Origin of the sequence: Pseudomonas yamanorum (genome assembly GCF_013386765.1) — a bacterium.
GTDB lineage: Bacteria > Pseudomonadota > Gammaproteobacteria > Pseudomonadales > Pseudomonadaceae > Aquipseudomonas > Aquipseudomonas yamanorum_A.
On record NZ_JACARE010000010.1, the window covers coordinates 347,592 to 371,005 of the forward strand.

Genomic DNA, 23,414 nt, shown 5'->3' on the forward strand with positions numbered 1-23,414 from the left:
CACTCGTCACACCGCTCATGCTGTAAGTGCCATGGCACCCCAACAAGAAATTTTTGCGACTGCACCTTGCGTCGTCATAGCTCGAAGATTTTTAACTGCCAGTAGCCCAAAAATTTCTATTGATGAAGTTTTCCGCAGATTGCAAAACAACAATTGGAGGCAATTGGTGAGCGAACGACTAAAGATTGAGAACCTCTACAAGGTCTTTTCCTCAACCCCGGACAGAGCCATGCAGCTCTTGACCGCCGGGGCCAGCAAAGACCGGATCCTGGCCGAGACCGCAACCGTGGTCGGCCTCAACAACGTATCGCTGTCGATTCCCAGCGGTGCGATCTACATGATCATGGGCCTCTCGGGGTCGGGCAAATCCACCCTGGCGCGCTGCATCAACCGCCTCAACGAACCGACCGCGGGCAAGATCCTGCTGGACGGCGAAGACCTGGTGACCCTCGACGAAAACCAGTTGCGGGAAGTGCGCCGCACGCGCATCTCCATGGTGTTCCAGCACTTCGCCCTGCTGCCGAACAAAACCGTGATCGAGAACACCGAGTTCGGCCTCAAGCTGCGGGGTGTCTCGGCGGCCGAGCGGCGCAAGCGTGCCCTGGAAGTGCTGGCCATCGTGGGCCTGGCCAAGTGGGCCGATCACCATCCCCACGAGCTGTCCGGCGGCATGCGCCAGCGAGTGGGCCTGGCCCGTGCACTGGCCACCGACGCTGACGTGTTGATCATGGACGAAGCCTTCAGCGCACTCGACCCGTTGATCCGCACCGAGATGCAGGACGAGTTGCTGCGCCTGCAACGCACCCTGAAAAAAACCATCCTGTTCATCACCCACGACTTCCAGGAAGCCCTGAAGCTGGGCACGCGCATCGCGATCATGGCCGACGGCCAAGTGGTGCGCGAGGGCACGCCCCAGGAAATCGTGATGGACCCGGGCAGCGATTACGTCGCGGCGTTCACCCGCGAGGTGGACCGTTCGCGGCTGTTCGATGCGCGCTCGATCATGGAGAAAGCCAACACCCTGCTGGTGCAAGGCGACACCCGGGTGGTGGGCAATGAAAGCTCGGCAGCCTTCGTGCTCAACACCTGCGGCAAGGCCGTCGGCGTGCTGGACTCGGCGGCGCTGCTGGCCGTGGGCGGCGGCGCCGACGCCCTGCAACAGTTGTCGAGCCAGTTCGTCAGCGTACCGGCCAACGCCAAGCTGGTGGAAGCCGCACGCCTGCTCAAGCCGGGCCTGCCGGTGGCGGTGGTGGATGGCGACGGGCTGTTCGTCGGCACGCTCAACAGCGCGCACATTCTTGATTGCATAGCCAGCGTCCCGGCCCCGCGCCCTGCCGCTGCGGAGGTTGCACAGCATGCTTAGTTCAGAAGACCTCGCGGTTCTGCCCGTAGACCAATGGATCAGCCAGGGCGTGGAGTGGCTGGGGATTCATCTGCGGCCGATGTTCCAGGCGATCCGCTGGCCGGTGGAGCACCTGCTGGGGCTGAGCGACACGGTGATCCACGCGATCCCGTTCCCGGTCATGGTGCTGCTGATGTTCGTGATTGCCTATCGCGCCGCGAGCCTGGGAGTGGCGGTGTTCAGCGCCGTGGCCCTGGTGGTGATCGCCGCGCTGGGAGTGTGGGACGAGGCCATGACCACCTTGTCGCTGATCACCACGGCGATCGTGATCTGCATGGTGGTGGGCATCCCGGTGGGCATCTGGTGCGCCCGTAGTGAGCGGGTGTGGGGCGTGATGCGGCCGATTCTCGACATCATGCAAACCACCCCGACCTTCGTGTACCTGGTGCCGGTGGTGATGCTGTTTGGCGTCGGCACCGTGTCGGGGGAAGTGGCGGTGGTGATCTCCGCCTGCCCGCCGCTGATTCGCTTTACCTACCTGGGCATCCGCATGGTCGACACCGAACTGGTGGAAGCCGGCCACGCCTTTGGTGCAGACAAGCGCCAGTTGCTCTGGGAAATCCAGCTGCCCCTGGCGATCCCGACCATCCTCGGCGGCCTCAACCAGACCGTGCTCACGGCCATGGTGATGTCGGTGGTGGTGGCGATGATCGGCGCCGAAGGCCTGGGCCTGGTGGTGCTGCAAGGCCTGGGGCGGATGGACGTGGGCCGCGCGGCGGTGGGCGGGATTGCCATTGTGCTGCTGGCGATGATGCTCGACCGCATCACCCAGAACCTGGCGCAGCCGACGGTGCGCAAACGCAAGTCGCTGTTCAAGCGCCTGCTGAATCCGAACCCGGTAAACGCATAAAAATACAAGAAATCATGAATGCCCGTTGTTGACTGCCAACCCTGACCATAACGAGAAAAAAAAGAGGAAATCATGATGCATCCATTCAAAGCCTTGCTTGGATTTGCAGCAGTGTTGTACCTGGCAAGTACGCAGGTGTGGGCCGAAGATTTACCCGGCACCGGCAAGACCATCCGCTTCGTGCAATCGGAGAGCACCGGCGGCAACTACGTACTGACCAAAATCGCGATCGAGGCCACCAAGCGCCTGGGCTATGCAAGCAAGTTGAGCACCGTGAACACCACGCTGTTCTTCCCCGCCGCCGCCCAGGGCGACCTGGATTTGTCGATGGACGTGACCTTGCCGATGCTGCAACCCAGCTTTGACAAGGTGAAGGACCGCACCGAGGTGGTGGGCGCAGGCTTCATTACCGGCGCGGGCTACAACGGCTACATGATCGACAAGAAAACCGCCGACGCGTATGGCATTACCAGCCTGGAACAAATGAAAGACCCGAAAATCGCCGGGCTGTTTGGCAAGGACGGCAAGGCCAACCTGATCAGCTGTGACCCGGGTTGGGGCTGTGGCGACGTGGTGGATTACCAGCTCGACAAGTTCGGCCTCAGGGACACGGTGAACCCGGTGCGCGGCAAGTACGAAGCGCTGATGTTCGAAAACGTCGCCCGCCTGAAACGTGGCGAGCCGGTGTTTTTCTATGCGTGGGCGCCGTCGTGGATGACCAACACCATGGTGCCGGGCAAGGACGTGGTGTGGTTGCCGACGCCGTTTGATGCGTTGCCGGGCAATGTGCCGAGCACCACGTCGGCACTCACGCCCGGGGTTGCCGGGTGTGCCGGCGGGGCCGATCCGTGCCGCATGGCGATGGCGGCGTGGAACTGGTACGCGATCGGCAACAAGCAGTTCATCGCGGCGAATCCGGCGATCAAGAAGCTGGTGGAGCAGATGACGTTCTCCCAGGCGACGTGGAGTTATTGGGAAAAAACCATCAGCGCCGACGGCTCCAGCGAACGCAATATTCGCAAGCTGGCGGAGGACTGGATGAAAGAAAACAAAGCGACCTTTGACGGCTGGATAGCCACCGCAAAAACCGCGAAGTAGCACCCATTCAATGTGGGAGCTGGCTTGCCTGCGATGGCGGTGGTGAATTCAACATCGTTATCGCAGGCAAGCCAGCTCCCACCGTTGATTTTCACCCGCCGCAAAAAAACCTGTTTGGGCGACATCAATCAGAAAAAACCCACTGCCCCACCCCCACCAAACCACCAATCCCGCACGCGCCCCTGCCCTAGCATTACTCCCACTCAGACGAACCGGAGTGAACCCGATGACCTACAAACACCCACTGTTGTTCAAGGCCCTGTGCTACGTCGACGGCCATTGGGTCCACAGCGCCAGTGCCAGCACCATGGCCGTGCACAACTCGGCGAACCAGCAACTGATCGGCCATGTGCCGATGCTGGAAAAACCCCAGATTGTCGCCGCCATCGACGCCGCACACCGCGCCTTCCCCGCCTGGCGTGAACAGAGCCTCGATGCCCGCGCCACGATCCTGCGGCGCTGGGCGGCCCTGATCCTCGAACACCAGGAAGACCTCGCCCGTATCCTCAGCCAGGAACAGGGCAAACCGCTTGCCGAAGCCCGCGGCGAAATCGCCTATGCCGCAAGCTTCATTCCGTGGTTCGCCGAAGAAGCCCGGCGCCTGTACGGCCAGAACATTCCCAGCCATATCCCCGGCGCGCACCTGGGCACCCTCAAGGAACCCGTGGGCGTGTGCGCCCTGCTGACCCCGTGGAATTTCCCCTCGGCGATGATCACCCGCAAGGCCGCTGCCGCCCTCGCCGCCGGTTGCACGGTGGTGGTCAAGCCCGCCCATGAAACCCCCTACTCGGCCCTGGCCCTGGCGCAACTGGCCGAGGAAGCCGGCTTCCCGCCGGGGGTGTTCAACGTAGTGCTGGGCGAACCGCAAATGACCATGCAAACCCTGGTGCAGGACAGCCGCGTGCGTTCGGTGAGCTTCACCGGCTCGACCCGGGTCGGCAAGCTGGTGTTGCAGGCGGCGGCACAGGACGTGAAGAAGGTCTCGCTGGAACTGGGGGGCAATGCGCCGTTTATTGTCTGCGCCGATGCCCACCTTGAGCACGCCGTGAAAGTCGCAGTGGAGGCCAAATTCCAAACCTCCGGCCAGGACTGCTGCGCCGCCAACCGGATCATGGTGGAGCGTTCGATCTATCCCGAATTCCTCAGCCATTTCGCCGCCGCCGTGCGGGAGCTGCGGGTCGGCCCGGCGTTGATCGGCGGCCAGGAGCAAAACGTCGATATCGGCCCGCTGATGCACCAGGCCGCCTTCGACGTCACCGCCGAGCGCGTGGCCGATGCCCTGGAGCTGGGCGCAAACCGCCTGGTGGGCGGCGAAGCCCATGCACTGGGCGGGCTGTTTTACCAGCCGACGGTACTCGCCGATGTGACCCCGCAGATGCGCATCTACCGCGAAGAAAACTTCGCGCCGATCGCCGGGGTGATGCCGTTCGACTCGATTGAACAGGCCATCGAGATGGCCAACGACACCGAATACGGCCTGGCCGCCTACATTTGTTCCAACCGCCTGGACCTGATCTACCCACTGATCCGCCGCCTCGACCACGCCATGGTCGCCGTCAACGGAGTGAAATTCACCGGCCACCCGATTCCCTTCGGCGGCATGAAAGCCTCGGGCCTGGGCCGTGAAGGCGGCGCCGAGGGCTTCGAAGCCTTTGTCGAAACCAAATACTTTTGCCTGCATCACCAAGGCCAATTCCAAGGAGAGCAACCATGAGCCAAGCACTCGAAAGCCTGTTCGAACAAGACCGCGCGCACTTCATGCACCCCTCCACCCACGCCCATGACCACGCCAGCGGCGCGCTCAAGGGCCGCATCATCCAGAGCGCGTCGGGCATCCGTATTCGCGACCATGAAGGCCGTGAATTCATCGATGCATTCGCCGGCCTGTACTGCGTGAACATCGGCTATGGCCGCACCGAAGTCGCCGATGCGATCTACAAGCAAGCCAAGGAACTGGCCTACTACCACACCTACGTCGGCCACTCGACGGAGGCGATCATCGAGCTGTCGAGCCGCATCATGGACTGGGCGCCCGAGGGCATGAAAAAGGTCTATTACGGCCTGTCCGGCTCCGACGCCAACGAAACCCAGATCAAGCTGGTGCGTTACTACAACAACGTGCTGGGCCGCCCACAGAAGAAGAAAATCATCTCCCGTGATCGCGGCTACCACGGTTCGGGCATCATGACCGGCAGCCTTACGGGCCTGGCAGCGTTTCACCAGCATTTCGACCTGCCGGAACAGGGCATCCAGCATACCGTTTGCCCCCACTGGTACCGCAAGGCGCCGGCGGGCATGGACGAGGCCGGGTTCGTGCGTTACTGCGCCGATGAGCTGGAAAAAATGATCCTCGCCGAAGGCCCCGACACCGTCGCCGCCTTCATTGGCGAACCGGTGATGGGCACCGGCGGCATCGTGGTGCCGCCGGCCGGTTACTGGGCGGCGATCCAGGCGGTACTCAACAAGTACGACGTGCTGTTGATCGCCGATGAAGTGGTCTGCGCCTTCGGCCGCCTGGGTTCGAAAATGGGCAGCCAGCGCTACGGCATGCGCCCGGACCTGATCACCACCGCCAAGGGCCTGACCAGTGCGTATGCGCCGCTGTCGGCGGTGATCATCGGTGAGAAGGTATGGGACGTGATTGAAAAAGCCTCAACTCATGAGGGCGCCATGGGCCATGGCTGGACCTACTCCGGGCACCCGATCTGCGCGGCGGCGGCATTGGCCAACCTGGATATCCTGGAGCGGGAAAACCTCACCGCCAACGCGGACGAAGTCGGCAGCTACCTGAATCGCCGCCTGCGGGAAACCCTCGAAGGCCATCCGCTGGTGGGCGAAGTGCGCGGTGACGGTATGCTTGCCGCCGTGGAATTCATGGCCGACCGGGAGCAACGCACGCCGTTTGATGCAGCGTTGAAGGTTGGCCCGAAAGTCTCGGCCGCCTGCCTGGAGCGCGGCATGATCGCCCGGGCCATGCCCCACGGCGACATCCTCGGCTTTGCCCCGCCGCTGATCCTGACCAAGGCTGAGGCCGACCTGATTGTCGACATCACCAAGGGCGCGATCGACCAGGTGGCCGGGGAAGTATTGGGCTGATGAGGTAGCCTGTGGGAGCTGTCGAGCTTTAGCGAGGCTGCGATAGCGGTGGGTCAGGCAACCTCAATGTTTGCAATGCCGACGCCATCGCAGCCTCGCTAAAGCTCGACAGCTCCCACAATTTAGTGGCCTGATATTTACCCGCCCGCTTCAGAGTCTGCTCGCAATGCACAAGCTTGACCGCTATGACCTGAAAATCCTGCGCATCCTCTCCGAGGACGGGCGCATCACCAAGTCGAGCCTGGCCGAGGCCATCAACCTCTCGGTGACACCGGCCTGGGAACGCGTACGCAAGCTGGAAAGCGCCGGCCTGGTCAAGGGCTACCGCGCCGTGATCGACTGGAACCAGGTGTTCAAGAGCCAGCAACTGCTGGTGGAAATCACCCTCGCCCGGCATACCGCCCAGGACATGCGCCGCTTCGAACAACGCATGAGCGATGCCCCTGAAGTCGAGTTCTGCTACGCCACCGGCGGCGGCGTGGACTACATCGCGATGATCCGCGCCACCGACATCGACCAGTACCAGCGCTTCATCGATCAGCTACTGATGGAAGACCTGGCCATCGAGCGCTACTTCACTTACATCGTCACCAAAACCATCAAGGCCAGCGGCGCAATGCCGGCCCAGGCGCTGGACGACTCGGCCTTCTCCTGACCCTTGTACAACCCTCGCAATCCCGGCAGGATTCGGCCCGTGACTTTCACGGACGAGCACTTTATGACCCTGCCCTTTTTCGCCCCCGTTCTCCTCACCACCAAGCGCCTGGGCCTGCGCCCTCCCCATCAGGATGATTGGCGCGCGCTGTTTGCGATCTGGTCCGATCCCGAGGCCATGCGCTACTTTTCCTTCCCCACCATGATTCGCGCCGAGCAGGCCATCGAACGCTTCGGCCAACTGATGGAGGCCTCGGTTGCCGGTGAAGACCTGGTGTGCATGGTGGAGTTGCTGGCCACCGGCGAGGTGATCGGCAGTTGCGACCTGTTCAATGTCGATGAGCAATGCCGCCGCGCCGAAATCGGCTTCACCCTGAACCGCCAGCACTGGGGCAAGGGCTACATGAGCGAAGCCGCCCGCGCCGTGATCGACCATGGGTTCGACACCGCCGGGCTGCGCCGCCTTGAAGCCGACATTGACCCGCGCAACCTGGGTTCCGCGAAACTGCTTGGGCGCCTGGGTTTTGTCCGCGAGGGCCTGTTGCGCGAGCGCTGGGTGGTGGGCGACGAGGTCTCGGACAGCGCATTGTACGGCCTGCTCAAGCGTGACCGTCCTGCCTGACCCACAACGGGCGCCCCTTCTTCAGGCCGACGATCAAGGCCAGCAGGATCAAGCCCATGGCCTGCCACTGCGCAGCGCCGGGGCACTCACCGAGGATCAGCATCGAGCTGACAATGCCAAACACCGGGATCAGCAGTGACAGCGGCGCGACCCGGGAAACCGGGTACTCGCGCAACAACAGGTTCCAGCCCCAATAGCAGAAGTGCGTCGCGCCATACACCTGGAACGCCAGGGAGAACAGCGCCACGCCGTTCAATTGGGCAGGCAAGGCGACAAAGGCTTGCGAGCCGTCCAGCAGCCACGTCAACAGCAGCAGCGGCACCGGTGCAAACAGGCTGGCCCAGACCACGAACCCAAAGATCTCCCGCACCCGGGAAACCTTGATGATGATATTGCCGACGCTCCAGGCCAGCGCACTGAACAGCACCAGGGCAAACCCCAGCATCGTGGCCGAGCCCTGCACCCCCACCAACATGCCCACCAGGCCCAGGGCCGCCAGCAGCACACTGATCAATTGCGCCTGGGAAAGGCTTTCACGAAACAGCAGCACGCCCCAGCCCATCGTAAAAAACGCGCTGAACTGGATCAGCAGCGACGCGCTGCCGGGCGGCACGCCCATGGCGATCCCGAGGTTGATCAAGGCCCACATCGCCACCCCGAATATCAAGCCGTAGGCCGCCAGCCATTTCACCGCAACCTGTGGCCGTTTTACCAGGAACACCCAGGGCAACGCCGCCAGGGTGAACCGCAGGGCCGTCAGCAACAGCGGGTTGATCTCGGCCAGGCCCAGCTTGGTAATGGGGAAGTTGATGCCCCACACAGCCGTCACCAGGACGGCCAGTAACAGGTGTTTGTGCTTCATGGTGACGGGGTCCGTTTGCTCAGTGGCACGGCGAGAGGCCATGCATCCGACCGATTTTTTCGCAAACCACGATGGCCCGCCTGCGATTGTGGGTCAACAAAGGCTAGAATCAGGCCATGTCCGATATTTATCCCTACGAAAACACCCCGCGCGACGTGGTCGTGACCGCCGTCGACTATGCCGACGGCCAGCTGTTCCCCGCCCACGCTCACCCGCGCGGGCAGTTTGCCTATGCCCGCCTCGGTGTCATCACCGTCTACACCGCGACCGGCAACTGGGTCGTGCCGCCCCGACGCGCGATCTGGGTGCCGCCCGATGTGTCACACGCCATGCTGATGCGCGGGCCAGTGACGATGCTCAACACCTACATTCGCCCGCAGGCGGCGCGGCGGCTGGAACTGCCCCAGGCGTGTCAGGTGCTGGACGTATCACCGTTGCTTGGGCAGTTGCTGGAAAAGGCCGTTGAGGTGCCGGCGCGTTATGCGGCGGGGGGTCGCGACAGTTACCTGATGGGTTTGCTGCTGCACGAAATCGCCCGGATGCCGGTGCTGCCGCTCAGTGCGCCGTTGCCAGCGGAGCCTCGATTGGCCAAGGCCTGCGAGGCGTTTCTGGCTGGGCCTTCGCTGGAAATCAGCATTGATGCCATGGCGCTCAGCGCCGGCATGAGTCGCCGTACCTTTACCCGGCAATTCCGCCAGGCCACGGGCATCAGTTACCTGCAATGGCGCCAGCAAGCCTGCCTGCTGGCGGCGATTGTGCGCCTGGGTAACGGCGAACCGGTGACAAGGGTGGCGCTGGACCTGGGCTATAGCAGCCCGAGCGCATTTGCGACGGTGTTCAGGCGTGTATTGGGCGAGGTGCCCAGTCGTTATTTCGCCAGGGCGCTTATGTAAAACCCCCAAAGGTTGTGTTCGACCCTTGGGAGCAGTTCACGGCCTATAAAAGGACTCAGGCAATTTTTTGCTCGGACGACGCGTACTTTTTGATCAGGTAGTCGAGGTTGGCCTTGTCAAATCGGCCATCTTCATCACCTGGCGTTTTTCCGTCGGATTTGATCCCGATGTCCAACTCCCGAAGAAGCTCTGGACGCCCGAGGAGTTGCTTGGCAAGGGCTCTCAGCTCAGGGCTATAGGTTTTGGAGGACTCCTGGATGCCTGCCGCCAGTTCAAGCTCGCCGACGTTGATATAGTCTTTCGACCCGTTGACCCACAACTCTGAAAAGTGCTCATTGATACCTTTGAGCAACACATCGGGTTTCATCGATGTGTACTGGAACTGTGCCAGGTCATCACGGGATATCTTCCCGTCAAACTTCCCGTCCTTATCCCCGTCAAGCCCACGGAACAGACCCGGCGCGTCCATCAGCGCATTGGCCAGGTTGATCTCCGACTGAGTAGCGGGAGTACCATCCTGATGTTTTCCAGCGGCGACCGCAGCCAGGGATTTATCGCTTATGAACCCGTCGGCATCGGCCAATGAACTGAAGCGCGCCATGGCGTTATCGGCAAGGTCCTCGGGCTTTTTGTCGCGATAAGCATTCAGTTGCCCGCTGTCCTTGTCAGAACTCTCGACCCTGTGACGCTGCAGACCATCCCCCCTGCCGCCGACCGGCAAGTCCTTTTTGGCGTCAGCGCCTTTAGTCTTCTCGCCTCTACCACCGGTCCTGAGGAATTCCTCGCTCCTGTCGATCAAGTCTCCATCAAACAGGCTGTGCTGGAGCACGGCCAGGGCCAGCGCCGTGATACCGTCGATCGCAGCATTCCCGGTTGGCTTACGGTTGCCCACCGCTATCAGTTTTTCCAGGGTGAGCTCACCGGTCTTTTTGTCCACGAATTGGGAACTGTTCTTTACAAAAGCCTCAGCGATGTCTTCAGGCGTGGCCTGGTCGTAGGCAGTTGATGGCAGGGCAGCGGGCGTGGGTTGAGGCGGTGGAGGCGGAGCGAAGGTTTGATAGGGTTTGCCAACTGATGACATAAGTTATTCTCCAATGGATTAGACCTTGTACCGCCCATCCAGGACTGGTGTTGATCAACCAACGACCAAGCCGGATGGGCCAAGGCTGTGTGGCGCCTTGCCGAAAAATGGTTCCGAAACTTCCAGTTCCCGGCAGGAAAACCCTTCATCGTCCAGTAGGAACACCCCCCTCACACTAAGCGTTTTATCTGCTTGTGCCGCCAGACCAACCGGTAATACGCGGTCTGCAACCCAAGCATCGCCAGGTACGTTACCGGAAACGCCATCCAGACCCCTTCCAGCCCAAACCGCGCATTGAGCAGGTACGCCACCGGCAACTCCACCCCCAACACACAAAAGATCGAAATCCCCACCGGCACCAGCACCACCCCGCTGGCCCGCATGATCCCGCCCACTACCGCCTGAAAACCAAACACCAGGATGCTCCAGAGCATGATATGCAGCAGGTGCTCGGCCTTGACCCGTGCATCAACGTCGGTAATGAACAACCCCAGCAACCAGTGCGACAACCCATACCCCAGCAGAATCAAGCCGCCGGTCAGGCACAGGTTGATCACAATCCCGGTGCGCAGGATCGGCCCGATACGTTCCAGCCGCCCTGCCCCGATCGCCTGTGCCCCCAGGATCGACGCGGTGATGGCGATCGACAGCGCCGGAAACTGCACGTAGTTGACGATTTGCGTCACCGCCCCATACGCCGCCGTCGCCTGGGAACCATGGCTGTTGACCAGCGCCAGAATCACCAGCTCCGACAGCGACAGCACCACCATCTGCAAGCCGGTCGGCAGGCCGATACGCAGGACCTTGCCGAGGATCACCCGGTCCAGCCGCAGCGCCGCCATCAACTCGCGGTCCGGCGCCATCACGTGGTTTTTATGGCGCAGGCGCAGCACCAGAAAGGTCATCGCCAGGGCGTTACCCACCAGACCTGCCAGCACCGCGCTTTGGATGCCCATCGGCGGCAGGCCCAGCCAACCCTTGATCAGCGTCGGGGTCAGCACCAGGCCCACGGCGGTCGACACCATCAGCGCCAGCAACGGCGACACCGTGTCGCTCACGCCCCGCAGCAGTTGGGTGAACAGGATGAACACCAGCAGCAGCGGCATGATCAACATCATCATCTGCGCATAACCCACCGCGTCATCCAGTACATCCACCGGGGTGCCCAGGGCCTGCATCGCCGGGCGGGCAAACACGCTGCCCAGTACCGCCGCGATCACCCCGATCAGGGCGCCGAGGGTCAGGGTGGCGCCGGTGATCGACTTGACCATCGAGGTTTCCCGGGCGCCCCAGGCCTGGCCGATCAGCACCGACGCGCCCGCCCCCAGGCCAATCACCAGGGCGATAAAGAAAAACACGATGGGGAACATCCCCGACACGGCCGCCAACGCCTGGGTGCCGAGCATCTGCCCGACATAGATGCCGTTGAGCGTGCCGGAAAAGCTCTGGAGGAAATTGGACAGCACCATGGGTGCCAAAAAGATCAGGTAGATCTGCCACAACGGTCGTTTCTGGGTGACTTCCATGAAGGTTCGGATCTCAATGCAATCAGGCAGGGAAAGCGTTGCGTGACAACCAGGCCAGGTACAGCTTCACATCCACCGGCCAGTGCGCAATCTTGTTGGAAAAGTCAGCGCCATCCTGGGCAAACAAGGCCCGCGAGGCTTCTTCAAAACCTGGCAGGTCGCCGCCGATAGCGCTCATGAAACGATAGCTGGATTCCTTCGCCTGGCGTTGCTGATCGTGCTCGGCATGGGCGTTGCGCGCTTCATCCACCAGCCGGCGCAAGGCCGCCGAGGCGCCGCCGCGTTGTTGCCCCAGCCACTCCCAATGCCGCGGCAACAGGGTGACTTCACGGGCGACCACGCCGAGCTTCGGGCGGCCTACAGCCGGTGACGCCGGCACTTCGGCCTCCGTCACCGCAACCGTCGGCTGCTGGGGTGCGTAATCGGCTGGCCAGGGATAGTCGACTTGAACACCGCTGGTGTCATCAAACACCAGCAAGCTGCCCGCCGACAGGTCGAGGCTTTTCAGGGTTTTGGCGACGTCGGCATAAGAGCCGGCGGCCACGCGTTGATGGCCGAGGAAGGCGGTGCAGTGTGATGCGCTCATGACTTTTACCCGGAATATATTGTTTTACCCGGGTTATATTAGCCTGGAATTCAGGGGATGCAAGGCGCTTGTTGCGAAACCACCAAACGATCGCTGCCGACCGTCACGCCCATAGGCCCCACACCCGGGTCGCGCAATACGCATTCGGCAATCGCCGGCTCCAGTTCGACCCGCAATCGACGGCCCAGGGCACGTGCCCCAAACCGTGGGTCATGGTCGCGGCACAGCCAGGCCCGCGCCGACTCATCCAGCACCAGTGAGCGTTGCTGAGCGGCAAGGCGCTGATTGAGTTTGCCGAGTTCCACCTCCAGCAACGCTTCAAGCCACTGATGATCGATGGGCTCGAACATCAGGATGCGGTCGATGCGATTGAGAAATTCCGGTTCGAAGTGACTGTGCAAGGCATCCTCCAACACCCCTGCTTCACCGCGCCCCCACCAGCGCAGCGGGGCAAACCGCTGTCGATGCCGACGCGCCTGTTGCGCACCGATATTACTCGTCATGAAGATCAGGCTGTTGCGAAAGTCCAGCGTACGGGCGCCGCCCGCCAGGGTCAGCTGACCGTTTTCAAGGATGCCCAACAGGCTGCGCACCACTTCCTGGCTGGCCTTTTCCAGCTCGTCGAACAGCACGATACCGGGGCGGCTGTAGCTGCCCTGGATCAGTTCGCTGTTGAACAGGCTGATGCCCTCCTTGCTGCCGACATAACCCGGTGGTGCACCAGTGAGTGCGGCGGCGTAATGCTCTTGGGCCAGGGTGTGCATGTCGATACGGCAGAACCCGTCGGCCCGGCCGTGCAATGCCTGCGCCAGCAGCCGAACGATTTCGGTCTTGCCGACCCCGGTCGGCCCCATGAACAGGTTGACGCTCAATGGCCGCTCACGCTCGCCGATATCGGCCTTGACCACCTTCAGCAGCCCTTCCACCTGGGCCAGGGCTGCGTCCTGGCCGACGATACGGCTGCGCAGCAAGGCCATGACCTGGGCCGGTTCAAAGGTAAACCGCATGCCTCACCCTATAACGATCAAAAGGACAATGAATAAACTGTGGCGAGGGAGCATGCTCCCGCGGGACCGGGCTGGTGCTCCAGTGCGTAGCGCTGCTTAAATTTTGGGGCCGCTGCGCAGCCCAGCGGGAGCAAGCTCCCTCGCCACAGAGGGTGTGTTTCGCCAGTTCAGCCCGCCGTTTTTTCTTTACCGCCATGGGGCAACTGCCCCACCGGGCATTCAGCGACACCGACGGTATTGCGGGTAAACGCCTCGACATTCTCTTGGGCCTTTTGCGCGTCCAGCACCCAGGTGCGATAGAACTCGAAGGGGCAGTCCGCCACGCCCTTGTCTCCATCGCCCGAGGCGTGCATGCCGGTGTAGCCACGGTGCAGCAGCTTGAACAGATGGTTCTGCGACTGGTCGTTGGCCCGCGCATCGCGGATCTGCGACACCGACAGCTGGGCGTACTGAATGCCCATTTCTTCCTCACCGCATTCGCCCAGGGTACGCCCATCAAAACCGATGATCGCCGAGTGCCCGAAGTACGAATACACCCCGTCGAACCCCGCCGCGTTCGCGACCGCCACATAGCAGTTATTCGCCCAGGCCATGCTCTTGGACATCTGCACCTGCTGCTCCTTGGCCGGGTACATATAGCCCTGGCAGCGCACGATCAACTCGGCGCCTTTCATCGCACAGTCGCGCCAGATCTCCGGGTAGTTGCCGTCGTCGCAGATGATCAGGCTGACCTTCATGCCTTTGGGCCCGTCGCACACGTAGGTGCGGTCCCCCGGATACCAGCCCTCGATCGGGCACCACGGAATGCATTTGCGATAACGCTGGACGATCTCGCCGAGGTTATTGATCAGCACCAGCGTGTTGTACGGCGCCTTGTGCGGATGCTCCTCGTGGCGTTCGCCGGTCAGGGAAAACACGCCCCAGGTGTTGGCCTGGCGACAGGCCGCCGAGAAAATCGCCGTCTCTTCGCCGGGAATGCTTGCGGCGGTGGCCATCATCTCGTCGTGGTCGTACATGATCCCCATGGTGCTGTATTCGGGAAACACCACCAGGTCCATGCCGGGCAAACCCTGCTTCATGCCGACGATGATCTCGGCAATCTTCTTCGCGTTATCGATGACCTCGGCCTTGCTGTGCAGGCGCGGCATCTTGTAGTTCACGACAGCAACGCCGACCGTGTCCGGGCTGCTGGATATGTCGCCATGGCGCATTGCAAATCTCCTAGGTCAGTGACTGATCATCCAGGGCCGCGGCCCGGTCCTGGTCTTGAGGCCCAACGGGTTGGTCTTGCTCGGCACCACCGGCTTGCTGGTGCCGCAGCAACTGCAACCCGCCGGGTGCTTGCGCGACTCCTTGTACTCACCGACGGTTTGCGGCGCATGGGCGCTGCGCTCGTTGCCGGCAATGGCCTTGCGCTGGTTGGCCGACAGCGTGGTCAGCGCCGGCGCCGACAGCAGCAACTGCCCGCCGGGGCTGTCGCAATACGGGCACTGGCTCGGCTCGTGACGCTGGGCGATAGGCCGCAGCATGGTGAAGGTGCCGCAGGACTCACAGGCATATTCGTAGGTCGGCATGGCTACAGGTCCGGTGCGATGGGCAGGTCGATGCTGCCGTCGAGGAACTTGGTCGGGCCGCTGGCGTTGGGGTTGATGTCGAACTCGAAGATTTCGGTGGGCAGCCACAACGTCGCGCAGGCGTTGGGGATGTCCACCACGCCGCTGATATGCCCCTGCACCGGCGCCGAGCCGAGCAACGCATAACCCTGGGCCGGCGAGTAGCCGAACTTGGTCAGGTAGTTGATCGCATTGAGGCAGGCCTGGCGGTAGGCGACGTTGACATCCAGGTAGTGCTGCTGGCCTTGCTCATCGACGGAGATGCCTTCGAAGATCAGGTAGTTCTTGTAGTTCGGGGTGATCGGGCTTGGTTTGAACACCGGGTTCTTGATCCCGTACTTGGCCATGCCGCCCTTGATCAGCTCGACCTTCATGTGCACCCAGCCGGCCATTTCGATGGCGCCGCAAAAAGTGATTTCGCCGTCGCCCTGGCTGAAGTGCAAGTCACCCACCGACAGGCCGGCGCCGTTGACGTACACCGGGAAGTAGATCTTCGAACCGCGGGACAGATCCTTGATATCGCAGTTGCCGCCATGCTCGCGGGGCGGCACGGTGCGGGCGCCGGTGGCTGCGGCGGCGTCACGGGCGTCGCCCTTGAGCTTGCCCATGTGGGCGGTGGCGGCCAGGGGGGCGTTGGCCAGGGGTGGGACGCGGGTCGGGTTGGTGTCGATCAGCTCCTGCTCGCGGCGGTTCCAGTCGGCGAGCATTACCGGGTCGGGCAGGCAGCCGATCAGGCCGGGGTGGATCAGGCCGGCGAAGTTCACGCCCGGGATGTGTCGGGAGCTGGTGAACATGCCCTTGAAATCCCAGATGGCTTTTTGCGCGCTGGGGAAGTGGTCGGTGAGGAAGCCGCCGCCGTTCTGGCGGGAGAAAAACCCGTTGAAGCCCCATTGGGAGTCGGCCTTGGCGCCGATGTCGAGCAGGTCGACTACCAGCAGGTCACCGGGTTCGGCGCCGTGTACGCCCACCGGGCCGGAGAGGTAGTGCACGGTGGAGAGGTCGACGTCGCGCACGTCGCTGGCGTCGTCGTTGTTCTTGATGGCGCCGGCGGTCCAGTCGTAGGTTTCGAGTATGAAGTCATCGCCGGGTTTGACCCAGCAGGCCATCGGGATGTCCGGGTGCCAACGGTTGTGGATCTGCTCGTTTTCGGTGACGGGTTGGTTGAGGTCGACTTTGATCAGGGTGTCGGTCATCGAGGTGCTCCCGGAGGGTGGCTGGGCTGTGGGAGCAGTCTCGCGGGGATGGGGTTGGGCGGGGAATACGTTGGATGACGTATGCGTCTTTGGGGCTGGGGGGCATATCCGTTATTTAGGTAACGGCCGCTTATGGTTCCGCTCTTACAGCGGCCTACAGGCCGGCTTGAGTGTGGTGAAGCAAAATCAAAAGCAAGCACGGTCCATTGTAGGAGCTGGCTTGCCGGCGATGGCATCGCCTCGGTGTATCTGAAAGACCGAGTTGTCCGCATCGCCGGCAAGCCAGCTCCTACAGAAAAGCAGAGCCCCCCGTAGCAGCTGTCGAGCGCTAGCGAGGCTGCGTGCCTTTGATCTTGATCTGCTTTTGATTTTGATCTGCGGGCCCCGTTAACCACGATGGCCTTCGTTCCGGCATGCCGAGCCTAGGCGAGGCTCCGAGTGGTGGGGCAAAGACCTTTTGGTTACTTTTGGCTGGGCCGACATTCCGGGCGTTTGCCAAAAGTGACCCGCTGTAAGAGCGAAACCATAAGCAGCCGTTACCGCAGGAATGGATATGTACACCATCACCCCGGCAAAGGAATCACCCGCAACGGCCGCACCGATTTATACGAGAAGCTCGAATAAATCTCCTTAACACACGGCAACCCCTGCAACACCTCCCGCGCAAACTCCCCAAACGACTCCAGATCCTTCGCCACCACTTCCAACAAAAAATCATACCGCCCCGAAACGTTATGACACGCCACAATCTCGGGAATCTCCAGCAACCTCTGCTCAAACGCCCGGGCCACTTCGCGCGAATGGGTGTCCATCATGATGCTGACAAACGCCGTCACCCCATACCCCAGCGCCTTGGGCGACAGGATCGCCTGATACCCCCCGATCACCCCGCTGTCCTCAAGGTTCTTCACCCGCCGCCAACACGGCGAAGTAGTCAGCGACACCCGCTCCGCCAACTCCGCCACGGTCAACCGCGCATTACCCTGCAAAGCGTTTAAAAGCGCCTTGTCAGTCCGATCCAGATGAGTGGGCATATCTTGCCTCAAAACCTCGTTTTTATTGTTTTTCATCCCAATCTACCGGCTTTTCCCAGCAAACTATGGAACGTTCGGCCGCAGTTATAAGCATAGCATTGTAGGAAATAAGGAGCGTCCGACCATGAAAAATAAACACAATACGTTCGGCTTTTCCACCCGCGCCATCCACCACGGCTACGATCCCCAGGACCACCACGGCGCCCTCGTGCCGCCGATCTACCTGTCGGCCACCTTCGCCTTCCCCACCGCAGAATACGGCGCCGCCTGCTTCGCCGGTGAAGAGAGCGGGCACTTCTATACGCGCATCTCCAACCCCACCCTGGCCCTGCTGGAAGCGCGCATGGCCACCCTGGAAAACGGCGAAGCCGCCGTGGCCTTCAGCTCCGGCATGGGCGCAATCGCCGCGACGTTCTGGACCCTGCTGCGCCCCGGTGACGAGATCATCGTCAGCCAGACCCTCTACGGCTGCACCTTCGCCCTGCTGCACCATGGCATCGGCGAGTTCGGCATCAAGGTGCGCCATGTCGACCTCACCGACCTGAACGCCCTGCGCGAGGCCATCAACCCGGCCACCCGCATGATCTACTTCGAAACCCCGGCCAACCCCAACCTGCAACTGGTGGACATCGCCGCCGTCGCCGAGATCGCCCACCGCCAACCCGGCATCACCGTGGTGGTCGACAACACCTATTGCACGCCCTACCTGCAACGCCCGCTGGAAATGGGCGCCGACGTGGTGGTGCACTCGGCCACCAAATACCTCAGCGGCCACGGCGACATCACTGCCGGCATCGCCGTCAGCAGCCAGGCCCTGGCCCAGCGCATTCGCCTGCAAGGGCTCAAGGACCTGACCGGCGCGGTGATGTCGCCCCAGGATGCGGCCCTGCTGATGCGCGGCCTCAAGACCCTGGCCCTGCGCATGGATCGCCATTGCAGCAACGCCCTGGCCATCGCCGAAGCCTTGCAGGCCCACCCACTGGTGGAATGGGTGACCTACCCCGGCCTGCGTTCCTTCCCGCAGTACGAATTGGCCGCGCGACAGATGAAGCAGTCGGGCGGCATGATCGCGTTCGAACTCAAGGGTGGCATCGACATGGGCCGGCGCTTCATGAACGCCCTGAAGCTGTTCACCCGGGCAGTGAGCCTCGGGGACGCCGAGTCACTGGCCCAGCACCCGGCCAGCATGACCCACTCCACCTACACCCCGGAACAACGCGCCCATCACGGAATTTCCGAAGGGCTGGTGCGGCTCTCGGCAGGCCTGGAAGATATCGCCGACCTGCTGGCCGACGTTGCCCAGGCCCTTCACGCCTGTGCCGAAAAGCCGAAATCCCGGGCGGTGCAACACAACGTTCATCACGCTTGAAGTAAATTCATCACCAGGCCCGACGTTTACCAATAGCCCGGCCTGCAAAGGTCGGGCTTTTCCCGTTGCGCCCTGCCCCGCAAAAAATTTGATCCATTCATTGGCCCGTTTGCGACAGCCTGTACTAGCATACGAGGCGGCAGTCATGGATATCACTGCCCTGTACACCGCCCTCCTTGAAACTCATGGATGAAATGATGAACTCACACCTGTTCCCCCACATTGGCAAGGTCATCGCCAGCACCGGCAGCCGGCATTTCCCGCGCATGCTGCACGACCTGATCCTCACCCAACTGGCGGTCGACGCCACGCACATCACCCAAATGCCCGTGAGTTCAAGGGACCACGCCCCGGCGCCCGACCTGGACGAAACCCAGGCCGCCGCCCAACTGCACCTGACCCGACGCAAGAATGACGTCAGCTACGTGCTGTCGGTGTACCGCTCCAACCCTTGCGAGAGTTTTTCCCAGCAGGAACGGATCATCCTGCAAGACTTCTCTTCCCTGCTGCTGCCGATGGTTGAAAAACACATCAGCGCCCTGCAACCCAGCGGCCCGGAGAATGAAGTGCCGCAGCAACAAGGCATCGACACCTTGCGCCGGCGCTTTGAAGAACGCCTTGCGCAATCCGGGCTGGCCCTGTCCAGCCGCGAGCTTGAAGTGTGCGTCGGGTTGCTGGCCGGACGCACCGCGCCGGAACTGGCGGAGCAGTTGGCGTTGAAGGTCAACACCATCGAGAGCTACCTCAAGCGGGCGGCGATCAAGATGGGCATCAGTGGTCGGCATTCGTTGATGCGGTGGATGTATTCCACGGAAGAAAGCAGCGGTCTCTAGAACACCACAGAACCAATGTGGGAGCTGGCTTGCCTGCGATAGCGGTGTCTCAGTCACCTGATATGTTGACTGACACATCGCTATCGCAGGCAAGCCAGCTCCCACACTTTTGATCTCTACCCGGGTTAATCCCGCGCCAGGGCTTCAATCGGATCCAGCCGCGCCGCATTCCTCGCCGGCACAAACCCGAACACAATCCCGATCAACGTCGAACACGCAAACGCCGTCACCACCGACCCCAGGGAAAACACCATTTCCCACTCTTTCACAAACAACGAAAACAGATAGCCGATGGCGAATGACAGCGAGATGCCGATCATCCCGCCAATCAGGCAGACCATCACCGCCTCCACCAGAAACTGCTGGCGAATATCCGATTGCCGCGCGCCCACCGCCATGCGAATCCCGATCTCACGGGTGCGTTCGGTCACCGACACCAGCATGATATTCATCACCCCGATGCCGCCCACCAGCAATGAAATCACCGCGATCAACGACAGCAGCAACGCCAGGGAACGGCTGGTTTTCTGCACCGTCTGCATGATGCTGTCGAGGTTGTTGGTAAAGAAATCCTTGGTGCCGTGGCGCTGCAACATCAGCTTGGTGACGTTCTCTTCCACCACCTTGCTCGGCTGGCCATCCTTGATGCGCACGGTGATGCTGTCCAGATGGCGCTGGCCCAACAGCCGGCCTGCCGCCGTTTCATAGGGCACCCACACGTTCAGCGCCTTGCTGGCGGCAAACATGTTTTTATTGTCGGCCGTCACCCCGATCACCGTGCACGGCAGGTTGCCCACCAGGATCACCTGGCCCAGCGGATCCACGCCAGGCCCGAACAACCGATGACGCGCGTTGTGATCGATCACCACCACCTGGGCCTGGCGCCGGGCGTCGCTTTCACTGAAGGTAATCCCGGCTTCGAGCTTCAGGCCCTTGACCTGGAAATAGCGATCGCTGACCCCATTGACCTGCGCGTCCAGGTCGATATTGCCGTAGCGCAGCAACAGGTTGCGCCCCACCACCGGCGTGGCGCTGTCGACATAATACAGCTGGTTCAGCGCCTCCACATCCGACGGCAACAGCGTCTCGATCGCCGAGGCGCGACTGTCACCGAAACTCTTGCCGGGAAAGATATCAATGGTGTTGCTGCCGATGGCCTGGATGTCCTTGAGCACATAACGCTTGGCGCCCTCGCCGATGGCCGAGATCGACACCACCGAGGTGATGCCGATGACGATGCCGAGCATGGTCAGCAAGGTGCGCATGCGATGGGAAATCAGCGCGACCCAGGCCATGTTGAAGGCCTCCTTGAACAGTCCGAGGCTGGCCACCAACTTGCGCGCACCGCTGCGCTTGGGCTCGATGGGTGCCTCGGTGGGCAGGTCGAGGCCGACACTTTCGTTGGCGCGGTCACTGACAATCTCGCCATCGCGCACCTCAATGATCCGCTGGGCATTGGCTGCGACCTTCGGGTCGTGGGTGACGATGATCACCGTGTGCCCGGCGGCGTGCAGCTCGGCCAGGATGCGCATCACTTCCTTGCCGCTGTGGGTATCGAGGGCGCCGGTGGGTTCGTCGGCGAGGATCACCTCGCCGCCATTCATCAAGGCCCGGGCGATACTCACCCGCTGTTGCTGGCCGCCGGACAGCTGGCTCGGGCGATGGGTCAAATGCCCCGACAAGCCCAGTCGTGCCAACAGCTCCCCTGCCCGACTGTGCCTCGCGCTTTCCGGTGTGCCGGCATAAATCGCCGGCATTTCCACGTTGTGCAACGCACTCAAGTGCGCCAGCAGGTGGTAACGCTGGAAGATAAAACCGAAGTAGTCACGACGCAGCTCCGCCAGCTGTTCATCCCCCAGGGTGCGGGTTTCGATGCCATTGATCTTGTAGCTGCCGGCGGTGGCGTAGTCGAGGCCGCCGAGGATGTTCATCAGGGTGGATTTACCCGAGCCCGAAGCCCCGGTAATCGCGACCATTTCCCCGGCGTGGATGGTCAGGTCGATACCCTTGAGCGCAATGAACTCACGGTCACCGGCCATGAAACTGCGCACGATGCCTTTAAGCTCCAGCAGTGGCTGCGTCATCGATCAGCCCCCCGCCACGGCGGGCGATGGATCGCCAATCACCACCTTGTCGCCTTCGGCCAGGCCATCGAGGATCTGCACCTTGACGTTGTTGTTGATGCCGGTCTGCACTTGCCGCGTGTTGGCCCGGCCCTTGGCATCCAGCACCCGCACCGGGAAGCGGCCATCGGCGTTGCGCGGGCCGAGTGCGGCCACGGGCACCGTCAGCGCGGCCTTGGCGGTGTCGAGCACGATGCGCACCTGGGCGGTCATGGCGATGCGCAGGCGGTGGTCGGGGTTGGGCACGTCGAACAGTGCGTTGTAGAACACCGCGGTGTTTTGCTTGGGGGTGCCGGCGGTCTGGGTTTCGAGAAAGTTCTGCGGGGCCGGTTCGGTGCCGCGCAGTTTGGCGTAGTAGCGTTTGTCGGCCTCGCCGAGGATGGTGAAGTACACCTGTTGGCCGGGGCTGATGTGGATCACGTCGGCCTCGGAGACCTGGGCCTTGACGGTCATGGTGTCCAGGTCGGCGAGCTTGAGCAGCACCGGCGCCAGTTGGCTGGCGATCACGGTCTGGCCTTCCTGGGTGACGATGCCCACGACATCGCCGTCGATGGGCGCGACGATGCGGGTGTAGGCCAGGTTGATCTTGGCGGTGTCGATCTGGATGTGGGCGCTTTTGATCTGGGCGTCGAGGGACATCAGGTTGGCGCGCTGCACTTCGTAGTTGGACTCGGCGGTTTCGAAGTCCTGGCGGGAGACGGATTCGTCCTCTTGCAGGCCCTGGTAACGTTGGTAGACGGATTTAGTTTCCTTGAGTTGAGCCGCGGTGGCGCGGCGTTGGGCCTGGAGGTTTTCTTCGTCGACCTGGGCTTTGCGCAGGGTGTTCTGCAGGATCAGTGGGTCGATTTCGGCGAGCCATTGGCCCTTCTTGACCTTGTCGCCGACCTTGACCTTCAGGGATTTGAGTTGGCCGGAGACCTGGGCGCCGACGTCGACCTGCTTGACGCCTTCCAGCAGGCCGGTGGCCAGGACGGCGTTTTCGATGTCACTGCGTTCGGCGGTGGCGGTCAGGTATTGCGGCGCGTCTGCGGGGGCCTGCACGGTGTAGATGATCAGGCCGGCTGCGACGGTCAACACCAGGGCCAATCCTGCTTTTCGATACTTTGACTTTTCCATAAATGACCATGAGAGGTGTTGAAGTTGGTCCGGCTTTTGGCTCGGAGTACATATCCGTTTTTTTGGTAACGGCTGATATTGGTTCCGCTCTTACAGCGGCCTACAGGCCGGCTTAAGTGTGGTGAAGCAAAGGCAAAATCAAAATCTACAGCGCGCACGCCCCCCTGTAGGAGCTGGCTTGCCGGCGATGGTCGTTAACGATGACGTTGGCGTCCTGAATGAACGCGGCGCTCTCAGGTTCTTCGCCGGCAAGCCAGCTCCTACAGAAAAGCGGCTTTTGCCTTTGCTTTTAACACTCAGGTCGGCTTTCAGGCCGCCGTGCTTTTGCTTTTGATCTTGATCTGCGGGCCCCGTTAACCACGATGGCCGCAAGCAGGCACGGTGGAGCGGGTAAATCGGCAGGGATGCCGATTTAGCCGCGCCGGGCCATGGATGGCACGTCGCGGCGGCCCCGGG

General features: G+C 62.0%; 21 protein-coding genes. 10 read left to right on the forward strand and 11 right to left on the reverse strand.

Annotated features, from left to right (window positions below):
- Nucleotides 1–229: 229 nt before the first annotated feature.
- The 7 genes from HX875_RS07645 to HX875_RS07675 all read left to right on the forward strand — a co-directional run bounded on the left by HX875_RS07645 (nucleotide 230) and on the right by HX875_RS07675 (nucleotide 7,722).
- Nucleotides 230–1,363 (forward strand): quaternary amine ABC transporter ATP-binding protein, encoded by a 1,134-nt coding sequence (locus HX875_RS07645; protein WP_218171887.1) that lies wholly within the window; start codon nucleotides 230–232, stop codon nucleotides 1,361–1,363.
- Nucleotides 1,356–2,252: an ABC transporter permease gene (locus HX875_RS07650; protein WP_079443397.1), complete on the forward strand. Its 897-nt coding sequence runs from the start codon at nucleotides 1,356–1,358 to the stop codon at nucleotides 2,250–2,252. Before HX875_RS07645 ends, HX875_RS07650 begins: the two co-directional genes overlap by 8 nt.
- Nucleotides 2,253–2,324: 72 nt before the next feature.
- Nucleotides 2,325–3,350, forward strand: a complete 1,026-nt coding sequence (proX, locus tag HX875_RS07655) for a glycine betaine/L-proline ABC transporter substrate-binding protein ProX (protein WP_177042699.1) — start codon at nucleotides 2,325–2,327, stop codon at nucleotides 3,348–3,350.
- Nucleotides 3,351–3,576: 226 nt separating this feature from the next.
- On the forward strand, nucleotides 3,577–5,064 hold the full coding sequence (locus tag HX875_RS07660; protein WP_177042700.1) for an NAD-dependent succinate-semialdehyde dehydrogenase: 1,488 nt from the start codon (nucleotides 3,577–3,579) through the stop codon (nucleotides 5,062–5,064).
- Entirely contained in the window at nucleotides 5,061–6,446 is a 1,386-nt protein-coding gene (locus tag HX875_RS07665; RefSeq protein ID WP_177042701.1) for an aspartate aminotransferase family protein, read from the forward strand. Before HX875_RS07660 ends, HX875_RS07665 begins: the two co-directional genes overlap by 4 nt.
- Nucleotides 6,447–6,612: 166 nt before the next feature.
- A complete protein-coding gene (locus tag HX875_RS07670) occupies nucleotides 6,613–7,101 on the forward strand; it encodes an Lrp/AsnC family transcriptional regulator (RefSeq protein ID WP_177042702.1) in 489 nt (162 codons plus the stop codon).
- A 63-nt stretch (nucleotides 7,102–7,164) separates the two neighbouring features.
- On the forward strand, nucleotides 7,165–7,722 hold the full coding sequence (locus HX875_RS07675) for a GNAT family N-acetyltransferase (RefSeq protein WP_177042703.1): 558 nt from the start codon (nucleotides 7,165–7,167) through the stop codon (nucleotides 7,720–7,722).
- Here HX875_RS07675 and HX875_RS07680 read toward each other — a convergent pair.
- Nucleotides 7,700–8,584: an EamA family transporter gene (locus HX875_RS07680; RefSeq protein WP_177042704.1), complete on the reverse strand. Its 885-nt coding sequence runs from the start codon at nucleotides 8,582–8,584 to the stop codon at nucleotides 7,700–7,702. The two genes, HX875_RS07675 and HX875_RS07680, sit on opposite strands and share 23 nt — an antisense overlap.
- A 116-nt stretch (nucleotides 8,585–8,700) precedes the next feature.
- Between HX875_RS07680 and HX875_RS07685 the strand changes: the two genes are divergently transcribed.
- Complete coding sequence (locus tag HX875_RS07685; protein WP_177042705.1) at nucleotides 8,701–9,477, forward strand: AraC family transcriptional regulator; 777 nt, start codon at nucleotides 8,701–8,703, stop codon at nucleotides 9,475–9,477.
- 55 nt (nucleotides 9,478–9,532) lie between these two features.
- Here the strand turns inward: HX875_RS07685 and HX875_RS07690 are convergent, their stop codons facing one another.
- The 8 genes from HX875_RS07690 to HX875_RS07725 form a co-directional block, all read right to left on the reverse strand.
- Nucleotides 9,533–10,558 (reverse strand): hypothetical protein, encoded by a 1,026-nt coding sequence (locus HX875_RS07690; RefSeq protein WP_177042706.1) that lies wholly within the window; start codon nucleotides 10,556–10,558, stop codon nucleotides 9,533–9,535.
- A gap of 170 nt (nucleotides 10,559–10,728) precedes the next feature.
- On the reverse strand, nucleotides 10,729–12,084 hold the full coding sequence (locus HX875_RS07695) for an MATE family efflux transporter (protein WP_177042707.1): 1,356 nt from the start codon (nucleotides 12,082–12,084) through the stop codon (nucleotides 10,729–10,731).
- Between the two features lie 22 nt (nucleotides 12,085–12,106).
- Complete coding sequence (locus tag HX875_RS07700) at nucleotides 12,107–12,670, reverse strand: DUF2239 family protein (RefSeq protein ID WP_177042708.1); 564 nt, start codon at nucleotides 12,668–12,670, stop codon at nucleotides 12,107–12,109.
- A 50-nt stretch (nucleotides 12,671–12,720) separates the two neighbouring features.
- The gene (locus HX875_RS07705; protein WP_177042709.1) at nucleotides 12,721–13,677 is read right to left on the reverse strand and encodes an AAA family ATPase; all 957 of its coding nucleotides are present in this window, start codon (nucleotides 13,675–13,677) and stop codon (nucleotides 12,721–12,723) included.
- Between the two features lie 167 nt (nucleotides 13,678–13,844).
- Nucleotides 13,845–14,888, reverse strand: a complete 1,044-nt coding sequence (locus tag HX875_RS07710; RefSeq protein WP_177042710.1) for an aliphatic amidase — start codon at nucleotides 14,886–14,888, stop codon at nucleotides 13,845–13,847.
- A 15-nt stretch (nucleotides 14,889–14,903) separates the two neighbouring features.
- Complete coding sequence (locus tag HX875_RS07715; protein WP_177042711.1) at nucleotides 14,904–15,251, reverse strand: FmdB family zinc ribbon protein; 348 nt, start codon at nucleotides 15,249–15,251, stop codon at nucleotides 14,904–14,906.
- Between the two features lie 2 nt (nucleotides 15,252–15,253).
- A complete protein-coding gene (fmdA, locus tag HX875_RS07720) occupies nucleotides 15,254–16,483 on the reverse strand; it encodes a formamidase (RefSeq protein ID WP_177042712.1) in 1,230 nt (409 codons plus the stop codon).
- A gap of 563 nt (nucleotides 16,484–17,046) precedes the next feature.
- Entirely contained in the window at nucleotides 17,047–17,517 is a 471-nt protein-coding gene (locus HX875_RS07725; RefSeq protein WP_177042727.1) for an Lrp/AsnC family transcriptional regulator, read from the reverse strand.
- Between the two features lie 124 nt (nucleotides 17,518–17,641).
- Here HX875_RS07725 and HX875_RS07730 point away from each other — a divergent pair, with 124 nt between their 5' ends.
- Nucleotides 17,642–18,886, forward strand: coding sequence for a methionine gamma-lyase (locus tag HX875_RS07730; protein ID WP_177042713.1), 1,245 nt, complete (start codon nucleotides 17,642–17,644; stop codon nucleotides 18,884–18,886).
- Nucleotides 18,887–19,071: 185 nt separating this feature from the next.
- The gene (locus HX875_RS07735; RefSeq protein WP_177042714.1) at nucleotides 19,072–19,719 is read left to right on the forward strand and encodes a helix-turn-helix transcriptional regulator; all 648 of its coding nucleotides are present in this window, start codon (nucleotides 19,072–19,074) and stop codon (nucleotides 19,717–19,719) included.
- Nucleotides 19,720–19,844: 125 nt separating this feature from the next.
- Here HX875_RS07735 and HX875_RS07740 read toward each other — a convergent pair whose 3' ends face one another.
- Both HX875_RS07740 and macA read right to left on the reverse strand, forming a co-directional pair.
- A complete protein-coding gene (locus tag HX875_RS07740) occupies nucleotides 19,845–21,803 on the reverse strand; it encodes a MacB family efflux pump subunit (protein WP_177042715.1) in 1,959 nt (652 codons plus the stop codon).
- 3 nt (nucleotides 21,804–21,806) lie between these two features.
- Nucleotides 21,807–22,958, reverse strand: coding sequence for a macrolide transporter subunit MacA (macA, locus tag HX875_RS07745; protein ID WP_177042716.1), 1,152 nt, complete (start codon nucleotides 22,956–22,958; stop codon nucleotides 21,807–21,809).
- Nucleotides 22,959–23,414 lie beyond the last annotated feature (456 nt).

Bases quoted from the DNA above. Each gene is read 5' to 3' on its own strand.
- HX875_RS07645 (WP_218171887.1), top strand. From the start codon at position 230: ATGCAGCTCTTGACCGCCGGGGCCAGCAAAGACCGGATCCTGGCCGAG.
- HX875_RS07650 (WP_079443397.1), top strand. From the start codon at position 1,356: ATGCTTAGTTCAGAAGACCTCGCGGTTCTGCCCGTAGACCAATGGATC.
- proX (WP_177042699.1), top strand. From the start codon at position 2,325: ATGATGCATCCATTCAAAGCCTTGCTTGGATTTGCAGCAGTGTTGTAC.
- HX875_RS07660 (WP_177042700.1), top strand. From the start codon at position 3,577: ATGACCTACAAACACCCACTGTTGTTCAAGGCCCTGTGCTACGTCGAC.
- HX875_RS07665 (WP_177042701.1), top strand. From the start codon at position 5,061: ATGAGCCAAGCACTCGAAAGCCTGTTCGAACAAGACCGCGCGCACTTC.
- HX875_RS07670 (WP_177042702.1), top strand. From the start codon at position 6,613: ATGCACAAGCTTGACCGCTATGACCTGAAAATCCTGCGCATCCTCTCC.
- HX875_RS07675 (WP_177042703.1), top strand. From the start codon at position 7,165: ATGACCCTGCCCTTTTTCGCCCCCGTTCTCCTCACCACCAAGCGCCTG.
- HX875_RS07680 (WP_177042704.1), bottom strand. From the start codon at position 8,584: ATGAAGCACAAACACCTGTTACTGGCCGTCCTGGTGACGGCTGTGTGG.
- HX875_RS07685 (WP_177042705.1), top strand. From the start codon at position 8,701: ATGTCCGATATTTATCCCTACGAAAACACCCCGCGCGACGTGGTCGTG.
- HX875_RS07690 (WP_177042706.1), bottom strand. From the start codon at position 10,558: ATGTCATCAGTTGGCAAACCCTATCAAACCTTCGCTCCGCCTCCACCG.
- HX875_RS07695 (WP_177042707.1), bottom strand. From the start codon at position 12,084: ATGGAAGTCACCCAGAAACGACCGTTGTGGCAGATCTACCTGATCTTT.
- HX875_RS07700 (WP_177042708.1), bottom strand. From the start codon at position 12,670: ATGAGCGCATCACACTGCACCGCCTTCCTCGGCCATCAACGCGTGGCC.
- HX875_RS07705 (WP_177042709.1), bottom strand. From the start codon at position 13,677: ATGCGGTTTACCTTTGAACCGGCCCAGGTCATGGCCTTGCTGCGCAGC.
- HX875_RS07710 (WP_177042710.1), bottom strand. From the start codon at position 14,888: ATGCGCCATGGCGACATATCCAGCAGCCCGGACACGGTCGGCGTTGCT.
- HX875_RS07715 (WP_177042711.1), bottom strand. From the start codon at position 15,251: ATGCCGACCTACGAATATGCCTGTGAGTCCTGCGGCACCTTCACCATG.
- fmdA (WP_177042712.1), bottom strand. From the start codon at position 16,483: ATGACCGACACCCTGATCAAAGTCGACCTCAACCAACCCGTCACCGAA.
- HX875_RS07725 (WP_177042727.1), bottom strand. From the start codon at position 17,517: ATGCCCACTCATCTGGATCGGACTGACAAGGCGCTTTTAAACGCTTTG.
- HX875_RS07730 (WP_177042713.1), top strand. From the start codon at position 17,642: ATGAAAAATAAACACAATACGTTCGGCTTTTCCACCCGCGCCATCCAC.
- HX875_RS07735 (WP_177042714.1), top strand. From the start codon at position 19,072: ATGGATGAAATGATGAACTCACACCTGTTCCCCCACATTGGCAAGGTC.
- HX875_RS07740 (WP_177042715.1), bottom strand. From the start codon at position 21,803: ATGACGCAGCCACTGCTGGAGCTTAAAGGCATCGTGCGCAGTTTCATG.
- macA (WP_177042716.1), bottom strand. From the start codon at position 22,958: ATGGAAAAGTCAAAGTATCGAAAAGCAGGATTGGCCCTGGTGTTGACC.